The organism is Bacillus sp. FJAT-14266 (genome assembly GCF_001719225.1).
In the GTDB taxonomy this organism is placed as follows: Bacteria; Bacillota; Bacilli; order Bacillales; family Bacillaceae; genus Bacillus; species Bacillus subtilis.
In genome coordinates, this window is record NZ_CP017072.1 from 2,292,848 (window position 1) to 2,307,594 (window position 14,747).

Here is a 14,747-nt window from a genome sequence, read left to right on the forward strand (position 1 = left end):
GGGAGACATGAACATGACAAAAGCGAATTCAATTCAGGATATTTATCCGCTGTCTTACATGCAGGAAGGGATGCTTTTCCATTCCCTCCTGCAAAAAGATTCACAGGCGTATGTTGAGCAAGCTTCTTTTACAATTGAAGGAAAAGTCAACCCGCAGTTTTTTCAAAACAGCATCAACGCTCTTGTAGAAAGACATGATATTTTCAGAACCATTTTTATCAGCCAAAATGTTTCCTCCCCCCAGCAGGTTGTTCTAAGAGAACGAAATGTCATCGTGCTGGAAGAAGACATTACTCAATTAAACGAGGCGGAGCAATCACAGTTTATTGAGCAATGGAAAGAAAAAGACCGGGACCGGGGGTTTCATTTGCAAAAGGATGTGCTCATGCGCATCGCTCTTATTCAAACAGGAGAGAGCCAGTACACTTGCATTTGGACCTTTCATCATATCATGATGGACGGTTGGTGCCTCAGCATTGTGCTAAAGGAGTTTCTGCATATTTACGCATCTTATGTAAATGCATCCCCTATAACATTGGAGCCGGTCCAGCCATACGGAAAGTATATCAAATGGCTGATGGAGCAAGACAAAGAGCAGGCGGTTTCTTATTGGGACCATTATCTTTCCGGCCACGAACAGCAAACCGTGCTCCCTAAGCAGAAAAAAACAAAGGGAAAAAGCAGGCAGGAACACGTTACATTTTCATTCTCTAAGGAAGAAAGCAGCAGGCTTTCAGAGCTTGCTGCTAGAGAAGAAGTGACACTCAGTACGATTTTCCATACCATTTGGGGCATTCTGCTACAAAAATATAATAATAACGATGACGCCGTATTCGGTTCTGTCATTTCAGGAAGGCCTGCGGAAATCGAAGGCATTGAACATATGGTAGGTCTTTTCATTAATACGATGCCGGTTCGGGTGCATGGGGCAAAAACGCCATTTCTTCAACTTATAAAAGATATGCAAAAAGACCGTCTTGCCGCTGAAGCGTACAGCTACCACCCTTTGTATGAGATTCAATCCCGCTCAGCTGTTAAGCAAGGGCTGATTGATCATATTCTCGTATTTGAAAACTATCCGGTGCAGCAAGAGATTCAAATGCTGAACAAACAGGAACATGCTTCTGATCTTTTTCAAATTCATAATTTCACTGTCGCAGATGAAACCAACTACAGCTTTTATCTTATGGTGGCGCCAGGGGAAGAAATTCATATCAAAATGAACTATGATGCGGAGCAGCACGATCGGTCTTTTGTGCTCTCTGTCAAAGAGCATCTTCTGAATGCTGTATCACAAATCTTAAATAATCCGAATCTTCCACCTGGAGAAATCGATATCACGACAGATACTGAAAAGCGGCAGCTGATTGGAGAAATTACAGATCAAACACCAGTTTACGAAACCATCCATGCCATGTTTGAAAAGCAAGCGGAAAAGACACCAGATGCTCATGCTGTAATTGATCAAGCCTGCTCATTAACATACAGAGAACTGAATAAAGCGGCTAACAGATTGGCACGGCATTTACGAATGAAAGGCGTTGTGAGACAGGAACCCGTTGCGATTATGATGGAACGCTCAGCGGCGTTTATCACAGGTGTTCTTGGTATCTTGAAAGCAGGCGGCGCCATTGTTCCGGTTGATCCGCATTACCCTGCTGACAGAATCCGTTATATTCTGCATGATTGCGGCTGTTCACATGTTGTTTCACAAGCGCATCTTTCCTCATCGTTAGAAGACAATTACATTATCACTCATCCAGAAGATATCGAAAGCAAAGTAGACGGCAGTAACATAAAGTCAGTCAACAATGCTGACGATCTGCTGTATATGATTTATACATCAGGCACAACAGGTAAACCAAAGGGTGTTCAATTTGAGCATCGAAACATGGCTAACTTGCTGAAATTCGAATATACTCACTCCGGCATTGACTTTGAAGCAGATGTTCTGCAATTTGCGACACCTTCCTTCGACGTCTGCTATCAAGAAATTTTTTCTGCGCTTCTGAAAGGCGGCACACTGCACATCGTGCCAGAAGCCATAAAAAGAGATGTGCCTCAGCTGTTTGCATTTATAAACAAGCATCAGACGAATATTGTGTTTCTCCCAACTGCTTTTATCAAAATGATTTTCAGCGAGCGAGAACTTGCGAACTCGTTTCCTGATGGCGTCAAACACCTGATCGCAGCCGGGGAACAATTAATGATTTCAGACCTTTTCCAAGAGATGTTACGTGAACGCGGCATACACCTGCACAATCATTACGGACCTTCAGAAACTCATGTCATATCAACGTATACCATTCATCCGGGAGACCCTATTCCGGAGTTTCCGCCAATCGGTAAACCGATAGGCTGTACTGATCTATATATTATGAATCATCAAAAACAACTGCAGCCCTGCGGCGTACCAGGTGAACTCTATATTTCCGGCGCAAGTGTTGCCAGAGGATATGTCAATCACGATAAACTGACACGCGACAAATTTTCATCCGACCCATTCAGGCCTGGTGTGATCATGTACCGTACAGGTGATTTGGCCAGACGGCTTGAAGACGGCAACATCGAATATATCGGACGGGCAGACAATCAAGTGAAAATCAGAGGTTATCGAATTGAGCCGCAAGAAATCGAAGTCACGCTAATGAATCATCCGGACATTAGTGAGGCTGCCATTCTCATCTGGCAAGATCAAAACGGTGAACATGAATTATGCGCTTACTATTGCAGTGTACAAAAGCTGAATGCAATAGATTTACGCAGTTATATGGCTAGTGAGCTCCCAGAATACATGATTCCGTCGAAATGGATATGGGTTGACAGCATACCTCTTACCCCAAACGGAAAAGTAGATCGCGCAGCACTTCCGGAGCCAGATGCTTCAATCAGCGGAAACCCATATACTGCCCCTCGAAATCTGTTAGAGGCAAAGCTTTCGCAACTATTTGAAGATGTGCTAAAGAATGGACATATAGGCATCCAAGACAACTTTTTTGACAATGGCGGCCACTCGTTAAAAGCAACAGTGCTTATGTCACGGATCGCAAAGGAATTCCATGTGCAAGTTTCACTTAAGGACATCTTTGCTCATCCGACTGTTGAAGGATTAGCTTTAATTATTCGAGAGGCTGAACAAAATCTGTATGCAGCAATTGAACCAGCAGAAGAAAGGGATACATATCCTGTATCTTCGGCCCAAAAACGAATCTATGTGCTTCAACAGCTTGATGAGGGTGTCGCCTATAACATGCCTGCGGTCTTAGAACTGGAAGGTGCACTGGATGTCGCCAAACTGTCTGCTGTATGTAAAGAACTGATCAGCCGGCATGAGCCGCTTCGAACTTCCTTTGTATCCGGAGCTGATGACGAGCCGGTTCAGCGTATCCACACCGAAGTGCCGTTTACGTTAAGTAAAGAGACCACTATCGAGGGATTTGTCCGTCCCTTTTGTCTCAGCCAGGCGCCATTATTTAGAGCAGGCCTTATAGAAGTGTCAAACGAGAAGCATGTATTGCTGGTGGATATGCACCATATCATTTCAGATGGCGTATCCGTTCAGCTCCTAATCCGAGAATTTACCGATCTTTATGCAAACCGGCAGCTTAAGCCATTGCGGATCCAATATAAAGATTACGCCGTATGGCAGCAGAAATTTAAAAAGGGAGACTCGTACCAAAAGCAGGAGACTTACTGGCAGCAGCAGTTTAGCGGGGATCTTCCTATACTGGAGCTTCCAACAGATAAACGACGTCCGGCAGAACGGCAATTCATAGGCGGAAAAGTAACCTTTCAATTGGACAAAGAGATCACGGCCCGCATAAAGCGGCTCGCCCATAAAAACAGAAGCACGCTTTATATGACGCTTCTCGCTTTGTATTCAGCCTTTTTGTCTCGGTTAAGCGGTCAGGATGATATCGTGATTGGTTCACCAATCGCCGGACGGCCCCATGCCGACCTTGAAGCTGTTCTTGGGATGTTCGTCAATACACTGGCTCTCCGCACACGCCCAGCGGGTAATAAGACATTTGAGGAATTTCTGAAAGAAGTCAGACAGACGGCACTAGAAGCGTATGAGCATCAGGATTACCCGTTTGAAGAGCTTGTGGACAAACTCGGTGTGCAGCGGGAAATGAGCCGGAATCCTTTGTTTGACACAACGCTAGTCCTTCAGAATATGGAACAGCAAAAGCTAAAAATGAATGATGTACAGCTTCAGTGGAACGACTTGGAGCACCCAATATCAAAATTTGATATTTCCCTATACGTTACAGAGCATGATTCCGAGCTTTTCTGTCAGTTTGAATACAGTACAGCTTTGTTTGAGAAAGAAACCATCCAAAGGTGGGCCAGCCTTTTCACCACGCTTGTGGAACATACAGCTGCCAGTCCTGAAACAGAATTGGACGATATTCCAATCTTAACAAAAGAAGAAGAGAGAGATTTCATTGAATCATGCCATCTGTTTGAGGAGACGGGCTATTCAATGAATCAAACGCTACACTATGCACTCGAACAGCAGGCAGCAAAAACGCCTGATCAGGCGGCCGTTATCTTCGAAGATGGAGTGATGACCTATAAAGAATTGAACGAACAGGCTAACCGTATCGCCTGGGAGCTGATCGGACGAGGAGTAAAATCTGAAACGACTGTTGCCATTATAGGCCGGCGTTCGCCTGAAATGCTGATCGGCATTTATGGCATTCTTAAAGCTGGCGGCGCTTATCTGCCCATTGACCCGGATTATCCGGAAGAACGAATCAGCTTTCTGCTGAAGGACAGCGGTACAAACATTCTCCTGCTTCAGTCTGCCGGTCTTCATGTTCAGGCATTTGCAGGAGAGATTGTCTATCTCAATCAGACAAATAGCGGACTGGCACATCGTTTGTCCAATCCGAATGTGGATGTTCTCCCGCAATCTTTAGCCTATGTCATCTATACATCCGGTTCTACCGGGATGCCTAAGGGTGTTGAAATTGAACATCGATCAGCGGTGAATTTTTTGAATTCCCTACAGTCCCGCTATCAGCTAAAGCATTCAGATATGATTATGCACAAAACATCATATTCATTCGATGCTTCAATATGGGAGCTGTTTTGGTGGCCTTATGCCGGAGCTTCTGTTTATCTGCTTCCTCAGGGAGGCGAAAAAGAACCTGAAGTGATCGCGAAGGCCATAGAAGAACAAAAGATCACAGCTATGCATTTTGTGCCTTCAATGCTCCATGCATTTTTAGAACATATAAAATATCGCTCTGTACCGATTAAGACAAACAGACTCAAGCGAGTGTTTTCTGGGGGAGAACAGCTGGGGACCCATCTTGTCTCCCGATTTCACGTGTTGCTTCCAAATGTTTCAATAACCAATTCCTATGGGCCAACGGAAGCAACCGTAGAAGCTGCATTCTTTGATTGTCCGCCGCAAGAAAAACTTGAACGGATTCCAATTGGAAAACCTGTTCATCATGTCAGATTGTATATCCTGAATCAGAATCAGCGGATGCTGCCTGTTGGATGTATCGGTGAACTATACATTGCCGGAGCGGGTGTTGCCAGAGGTTATTTGAATCGGCCGGCATTAACGGAGGAGCGTTTTCTTGAAGACCCGTTTTACCCGGGGGAACGCATGTACAAAACCGGGGATGTGGCGCGCTGGCTCCCTGACGGGAATGTTGAATTCCTCGGGCGCACGGATGATCAGGTAAAAATCCGCGGCTACCGGATTGAGCCGGGAGAAATTGAAGCGGCACTAAGAAATATAGAAGGTGTAAGAGAGGCGGCTGTTACCGTACGGACAGACAGCGGGGAGCCGGAATTATGCGCTTATATAGAAGGGCTCCAAAGAAACGAAGTGCGTGCACAGCTTGAGAGACTGTTGCCGGGCTACATGGTCCCAGCCTATATGATAGAAATGAAACAGTGGCCGGTTACGCCAAGCGGAAAGCTCGACCGAAACGCCCTGCCAGCTCCTGGCGGAGCGGCAGATGCGGAGACCTACACAGCGCCGAGAAACGTGACTGAGATGAAGCTTTCTCAGCTGTGGGAGGACGTGCTGAAAAATGGCCCTGTCGGGATTCACGACAACTTTTTTGACCGCGGGGGACATTCCTTAAAAGCAACGGCGCTTGTCTCACGGATCACCAAAGAATTCGATGTACAGGTGCCGCTAAAAGATGTGTTTGCCCATCCGACGGTAGAAGGACTGGCTACCGTTATCCGTGAAGGAACGGACAGTCCATATGAAGCGATTAAGCCCGTTGAAAAACAGGAAACCTATCCGGTTTCCTCTGCCCAAAAGCGGATTTATGTCCTTCAGCAGCTGGAGGACGGAGGGACAGGCTACAATATGCCGGCTGTGTTAGAGCTCGAAGGGGAGCTCAACCCTGAAAGGATGGACAGAGCTTTCAAAGAGCTGATCAAGCGCCACGAGTCGCTTCGTACCTCCTTCGAACAGGACGCAGGAGGCGATCCGGTGCAGCGCATCCATGACGAGGTGCCGTTTACGTTACAGACTACAGTTCTAGGCGAACGAACCGAACAGGAGGCCGCAGCCGCATTTATCAAACCGTTTGATCTCAGCCAAGCGCCGCTGTTCCGTGCCCAAATCGTAAAGGTATCAGATGAGCGGCACCTGTTGCTGGTTGATATGCATCACATCATTTCAGACGGTGTTTCCGTCAACATTCTGATTCGGGAATTCGGCGAGCTGTACAATAATTGGAAGCTTCCGGCACTGCGCATTCAATATAAAGATTATGCCGTATGGCAAGAAGGATTTAAAACAGGAGATGCGTACAAAACGCAAGAGGCGTACTGGCTGAAGCAGCTCGAGGGCGAGCTGCCTGTGCTGGATCTTCCGGCTGATCATGCCCGCCCGCCGGTGCGAAGTTTCGCTGGTGACAAGGTCTCATTTACGCTGGATCAAGAGGTTGCATCAGGCCTTCACAAGCTGGCACGAGAAAACGGAAGCACACTGTACATGGTGCTCCTTGCGGCTTACACCGCGTTCTTGTCACGCTTAAGCGGACAGGAGGATATCATCGTCGGCTCGCCAATCGCCGGCCGGCCGCACAAGGATCTTGAGACGATACTCGGCATGTTTGTGAACACGCTGGCGCTTCGGACGCGCCCGGAGGGCGGGAAGCCGTTTGTACAGTACTTGCAGGAAGTGCGCGAGACAGCATTGGAAGCCTTTGAGCACCAGGATTACCCGTTCGAAGAACTTGTCGATAAGCTTGAATTGACACGGGATATGAGCCGGAATCCAGTGTTTGACGCGATGTTAGTTGTTCAAAATAATGATTACGAGCCATTGTATCTTCATGATTTGCAAATGAAGCCGGCACAAGTTTCTCATCTCGTTTCTAAATTCGATTTGACACTACAGGCATCTGAGGGCGACGGAAACATTCATTTCCTTTTTGAATATTCAACCGCATTGTTCGAGAAAACCACCATTGAACGCTGGGCATCGCATTTAACAAATGTACTTAGCATCATTGGTAAAAACCCGGAGGTGACACTCAACCATATCGACATCCTGACCCAAGAAGAGCGGCACCAGCTGCTTAATGAGTTTAACACCGGGCAAGCGAATCAATACGGAGTTCAAACAATCAGTCAATTGTTTGAGCAGCAAGCTGCACGAACACCAAAAGCTTCTGCACTTGTCAGCGGAGACAAAACACTGACGTATCAAGAGTTGGACGAGTGGTCCAATGGAATCGCACGTGCATTGCGCAACAGAGGTGTTAAGCCGGACACAACAGTAGGCATCATGATGCATCGTTCGTTCAGTATGATAGCAGCCATACTTGGTGTGTGGAAAGCAGGCGGCTGTTACGTTCCCATTGATCCTGAATACCCGACAGAACGCAAACGCTATATCCTTAGCGACAGCGGAACGAAACTGCTGATGACAATAAATGAAGCGGATCGGGGAGTACTTGCTGACTTTGAAGGAGAGATCTTGACGATAGAAAGCGTAGAGGAAGACGACAAATCGCCGCTGCCGCAAATGTCGTCTGCCCATCATTTGGCTTATATCATTTATACCTCTGGAACGACGGGCCGTCCAAAAGGGGTAATGGTCGAGCATAAAGGGATTGCCAACACTCTACAGTGGCGGCGAAACGCTTATGCATTCAACGAGACAGATACCATTCTGCAGCTCTTTTCTTTCTCATTTGACGGCTTTATAACTAGTATGTTTACACCGCTTTTGTCAGGTGCAAAAGCCGTTTTGCTTCATGAAGAGGAAGCGAAGGATATTCTGGCCATTAAGCATCAGCTGTCTCGTCAACGGATTACACATATGATTATTGTGCCTGTTTTATATCGAGCGCTTTTGGACGTAGTGCAGCCGGAAGATGTAAAGACGCTTAGAGTCGTCACACTGGCGGGAGAAGCGGCTGACCGCGAATTGATCGCCCGCAGCTTAGCTATATGTCCGCATACCGAACTCGCCAACGAATATGGACCGACAGAAAACAGCGTGGCGACTACCGTCATGAGACATATGGAAAAGCAGGCATACGTAAGCATCGGCCAGCCGATTGACGGAACTCAAGTGCTGATTTTAAATAGCAATCATCAGCTTCAGCCAATCGGTGTTGCGGGAGAGCTTTGTATAGCAGGATCAGGGCTTGCAAGAGGGTACGTCAATCTTCCAGAACTGACAGAGAGAGCATTCACGCAGAATCCATTTAAACCCGAAACACGAATGTACCGAACAGGAGACGCCGCCAGATGGATGGCCGACGGTACACTCGAATATCTCGGAAGAATCGATGATCAAGTCAAAATCAGAGGATACCGTGTAGAAACGAAAGAAATTGAATCGGTCATCCGGTGTATAAATGGTGTAAAAGACGCCGCAGTAGTTGCTCATGAAACAGCGTCAGGACAAACCGAATTAAGTGCTTATGTGGTGACAAAACCAGAGTTGAGCACAAATGCTGTACGCTCAGAATTACAAAACAAGCTGCCGGTGTTTATGCACCCTGCGTTTATTGAAAAACTGGACTCACTTCCATTGTCACCAAACGGCAAGCTGGATCGCGGAGCACTTCCAAAACCTGTATACAACCACGAAGGTGAACGTCCATTCCTCCCGCCAGCCAGCAAAATGGAGCAAATACTGGCAGATATATGGAAAGAAGTACTGGGGGCAGAAAAGATCGGAACAGCTGATTCGTTCTTTGAACTTGGCGGAGATTCAATCAAAGCGTTACAGGTATCTGCGCGGCTTCACCGGATAGGCAAGCAAATGGCAGTGAAAGATTTGTTTAGCCATCCGACCATTCAAGAATTGGCAGCTTATATCCGTGATTCAGATACAAGTTCCAGCCAAGCTGCGGTTGAGGGAGACGTACAATGGTCGCCTGTTCAAAAATGGTTTCTTTCTCAAGATATAAAAGAAAAACACCATTTTAATCAGTCCGTAATGCTGCATCGAAGTACCTTTGTACAAGAAGACGCACTGCGCAAAACGTTAAAAGCAATAACGTGTCATCATGATGCGCTGCGAATGGTGTTTACACAGAATGAACAAGGAAAGTGGGATCAATATAATCGGCCGCTCAGTCATTCGGACGACGCGTTGTACGGCCTTGAGATGATTGATTTATGCACTGATGGAAATAGAGCGTATGAGCCTATTATCAAACGCCATGTACTTGATATTCAGCAGAAAATGGATTTGAAGAATGGTCCGCTGCTGCAAGCCGGTCTTTTCCACACAATTGACGGTGATTTCTTATTTTTATCTGCTCATCACCTCGTCGTTGACGGCATTTCATGGCGGGTTCTGCTTGAAGATTTGGCTTTAGGGTATCGCCAAGCTGCTGGCGGGGAGGATATCAAACTGCCGCCTAAAACAAGCTCGTTTAAAGCGTATGCGAAAAAGCTCTCTGACTACGCTGAAAGCCAGCAGCTAATGAAACAGCTCAAGTATTGGCGCGAAGCCGAAGAGTATCAAACAGAGGCATTGCCTTTTGATCAAATCGATGGAACTAGAGCACACGAGGGACAACGGTCCACAATTTCGTTTACCTTAAACGATAAAGAGACAGCAGCACTCTTAAAAGACGCCAACAGCGCATATAACACTGATACGCAGGACATGCTGCTCGCTTCTGTCATTCTTGCGCTGCGCCATTGGACCAATCAATCCGCCTTCAAACTATCATTAGAGGGCCACGGGCGAGAGGATGTATTAAAAGGAATAGATGTGAGCCGGACGATTGGATGGTTTACCGCCATTTATCCGTTATTGATTAAACTGAACGCAGACTTGCCAGATTCGGAAGAAAGCATGGTTCATGTGCTAAAAACAACAAAAGATACACTGAGACGTGTACCTGACAAAGGATTCGGCTACGGTGTCATCAAATATTTGACTCCGCCTGGCAAAAAAGACATCAATTTCACAGGTGCACCAGAAATCAGCTTTAATTATCTTGGTCAATTTGAAAGCGGCCGCACAGCTGAAGTACCTGAGGAGGACGCCTTCTCATTCTCTCCGCTGGGTGCCGGAGGTGATATCAGCACAACATGGAACCGTGAACAGTCGCTGGATATCAGCGCAATCGCTGCAGAAGGAAAATTGACTGTCAATATGACTTATGACAATGCCCGCTTTCAGCGCAAAACCATCGAACAGCTTAGCGAAACATGCCGTCAATTTTTATTACAGCTGATCGAACACTGCCAGAACAAAAGCGAAACAGAAAAAACGATCAGCGATTATGATGATCAAGAACTGACCGAGGACGCCCTGCAAGAGATTGCTGATATGCTCAGTTTTCACTAATGAAACCGTGAAGAAAGGTGCAGACACTATGGATACCATTAAAAAAATCAAGAACATTTATCCTCTGAGTCACATGCAGGAGGGAATGCTCTATCATTCCTTCCTCCGTAAAGAGGAGGGGGCATACGTTGAGCAGTCGCTCTTCACCATTAAAGGAAGCCTCAGCTATAAATGGTTTCAGCGCAGCATTCAAGCCATTATCGACCGCCATGATATTTTCAGAACCGTGTTTTTGCCGCACGTCCCGCATTTGTCGGGACCTCGGCAAGTCGTGATGACAGAACGTGAATTCCATTTGTACAGCGAAGACATTTCTCATCTGCCAACAAACGACCAGAATGAGTATATTGAACGCTTTAAAGAGAAGGACAAGCAAAAAGGCTTTGATCTGCAAAAAGACATGCTGATGCGGATTTCTCTGTTCAAAACAGCTGAAGATGAGCATGTCTGTCTTTGGAGTCACCATCACATTTTAATGGACGGATGGTGCCTAGGTATTGTTATGCAGGAATTTATGCAAATTTATCAATCGATTCATGCAGGAAAACCGCTTTCATTAGACCCTGTCCGTCCGTACAGCACCTATATTTCCTGGCTGACAAACCGAGACAAAGAAAAAGCAGCGGCCTACTGGGATACCTATTTAAAAAACTACAGCACTCCATCATCTCTGCCTCGTGTGTCTGATAAAGAAACAAAAGAAGGTTATCACCGTGAAGATTTGATATTTTCATTAAATAAACCACTGACAGACAAGCTGAAAGAGACTGCCAAACAACACGGCGTCACGCTCGCTACCCTTATTCAGGCGGTCTGGGGTGTGATGCTGCAGCAATATAACCGCACAGACGACGTTGTGTTTGGCGCAGTTGTATCAGGAAGACCGTCAGAAATCCCGGGCGTGGAGCAAATGATAGGGTTGTTTATCAATACCATACCGATTCGAATTAAAACACATCAAGACGAAACGTTTCACGAGCTGCTCATACGCTGCCAGAAAGAAATGCTGGAAGCTGAGCCGTTTACCTGCCAGCCTTTATTTGATATTCAGGCAAACACCGCATTAAAACAGGAACTGATTGATCACATTATCGTCTTTGAAAACTATCCGTTACAGCAGAAAATCGCCGATTCCGCTGATCAAACCGATTCACCGCTGCAAATCGATCAAGTTCAAGTATCCGAGCAATCAGGATATAACTTTAATCTTGTCGTTGCTCCCGGCGAAGAGCTTGTCATCAAGTTCAGCTATAATGCATTCGTTTACGATGCTGCCTGGATCAGCTGTATCAAGAGGCAATTTACGCAAGCGCTTAGCACAGCTGCACAGCACCCTCATATGCCAATTGCTGATTTTTCTTTTCTTGATGCAACAGAAAAAGAGCAGATTGTCACACAGTTCAACAATACAAAAACGGAGTATCCAAAGAATCATACAATTATCGATTTATTTCGCGAACAAGCAGAAAAGACGCCAGACCATACCGCACTTGTGTATGGCAATATGTCTATTTCGTATAAAGAGCTTGATAAACGCTCTAATGCGCTCGCCAGAGAATTAATTCAAAAGGGATTTCGGAAAAACGAGACAGCCGGAATATTGGCTGCACATTCTCCCGAATTCATGATCAGTGTGCTTGCCGTATTAAAAGCAGGGGGAGCATACCTCCCGCTTGATGCGGAGCTTCCGCCTGAACGAGTCAGCTTTATGCTTGAGGAAACGCAAGCAAAAATGCTGATTGTTCAAAAGGGGCTGGAGCAAAATGCTGCGTTCTCAGGAACATGTATGATTGCAGATGCGCAGGCATTGATGGGAGAGAACCATTTTCCTATCAACACCATCTCCAGTCCAGACGATCTTGCATATATCATGTATACCTCAGGATCAACAGGCCGGCCGAAAGGGGTCATGATCACGAATCGCAATGTCGTGTCCCTGGTCAGAAACAGCAATTACACGTCTGCGTCCGGTGATGACCGGTTTATTATGACTGGATCTATCAGCTTTGACGCCGTCACCTTTGAAATGTTCGGGGCACTTTTAAATGGCGCAAGCCTTCATATCATTGATAAATCGACAATGCTGACACCTGATCGGTTTGGAGCGTATTTGCTTGAAAATGACATCACAGTGCTATTTTTAACGACAGCTCTTTTTAATCAGCTGGCACAGGTACGAGCTGACATGTTTCGCGGGCTCCATACGTTATATGTCGGAGGAGAAGCACTCTCTCCTGCTCTGATGAATGCTGTCAGACATGCCTGTCCAGATCTCGCGCTTCATAATATTTACGGGCCTACGGAAAACACGACTTTTTCAACCTTTTTTGAAATGAAGAGAGACTATGCGGGGCCGATTCCGATTGGAAAACCAATCAGCAATAGCACCGCTTACATCTTAGATACAAAAGGACGTCTTTTGCCAATAGGCGTTCCCGGCGAGCTTTGTGTTGGCGGTGATGGTGTCGCTAAAGGCTATTTGAACAGAGATGACCTGACAAATGCTGTGTTTTCTCCTCATCCTTTCTTGCCTGGAGAAAGAATATACCGTACTGGTGATTTGGCGCGCTGGCTGCCTGATGGAAACTTAGAATACATCAGCAGAATTGACAGGCAAATGAAAATCCGCGGAAAACGAATTGAGCCTGCCGAAATAGAAGCGCGCCTGTTAGAAATGGAAGGCGTTCAAGAAGCAGCAGTGACATTGAGAGAAAAAGATGGAGAGGCGCAGCTGTACACTCATTACGTCGGTGATCACAAAAAAACAGATACGGATTTTCGCGCCGATTTGGCGCGTGTGCTTCCAGACTATATGATCCCGCAGCACTGGGTGCGTGTGGAGCGGATGCCGCTTACCGGAAACGGAAAAATAGACCGCAGCGCGCTGCCTATTCCAGAAAATAAGCCTGCCAAACGACAGAACATCATATTGCCAAGAAACTTGGTTGAAGAAGAATTGGCGAACATTTGGAAGCAAGTCCTCGGTGTTAACACAATCAGTATTGATGATGACTTCTTTGCTATTGGCGGACATTCACTAAAAGCACTGCAAGTCATACATACACTAAAACATCAGCAGAACATTGACATACCGATTGATTTCTTGTTCGAACATCCGACAATCGCTCAGCTTGCCGAAAAACTTTATTCTAAACAGCTGACAGCAGCAAATGAACAGCATGTGATCAAACTGAACCAGCACGGCGCGCAAAATCTTTTCTGCTTCCCGCCGATATCGGGATTTGGCATTTATTTTAAAGACCTTGCTTTATTGCTGAATGAGAAGGCAGCCGTATACGGGTTTCACTTTATTGAACAAGACACCCGCATTGAACAATATGTTAATTGCATGACGGACATACAGCCTGAGGGCCCATACGTTTTATTAGGCTACTCTGCAGGCGGAAACCTGGCTTTTGAAGTGGCACAGGCTATGGAGCGCAAAGGATTAGAAGTCAGTGACTTCATTATCGTGGACGCTTATCTAAAAGAACAGCCTTTGCCTATCGATACCGGGAATGACGAATCTGCAGCATATCTGCCTGAAGCAGTCAGAGAAAAGGTGATGAAGAAAAAAAGAAACTATCAGGAATATTGGGCACAATTGCTGAATGAAGGGCACATCAAAGCAAGCATTCATTTCATCGAAGCTGGAATCCACCCCGAAACCAGCGAGAATACAGGCTTAACGAAATGGGAAGGCGCCTGTGGAAATTATAGTGAGTACACGGGTTTTGGCGCTCATAAAGACATGCTGGAAGGAACATATGCTGAAAAGAATGCTGACATCATCCTCGACATTTTAGAAAAGATCACTTCAAATCAAGTAATACTGCACAAACAATAGAGCGGATTCGCGGACAGAGGCACTCTCTGTCCGCTTCTTTTTGTATCAAAGAATGGATCGATGACACTAGGGAATGATAACATCATC

Annotated in this window: 2 protein-coding genes; both read left to right on the top strand. The window is 46.1% G+C overall.

The window, feature by feature from the left end:
- The first annotated feature begins 13 nt into the window (after window positions 1–13).
- Window positions 14–10,813, top strand: coding sequence for a plipastatin non-ribosomal peptide synthetase PpsD (gene ppsD / locus BGM23_RS12135; protein WP_068947604.1), 10,800 nt, complete (start codon window positions 14–16; stop codon window positions 10,811–10,813).
- 7 nt (window positions 10,814–10,820) lie between these two features.
- Window positions 10,821–14,660 (top strand): plipastatin non-ribosomal peptide synthetase PpsE, encoded by a 3,840-nt coding sequence (ppsE, locus tag BGM23_RS12140; protein WP_082359945.1) that lies wholly within the window; start codon window positions 10,821–10,823, stop codon window positions 14,658–14,660.
- Window positions 14,661–14,747 lie beyond the last annotated feature (87 nt).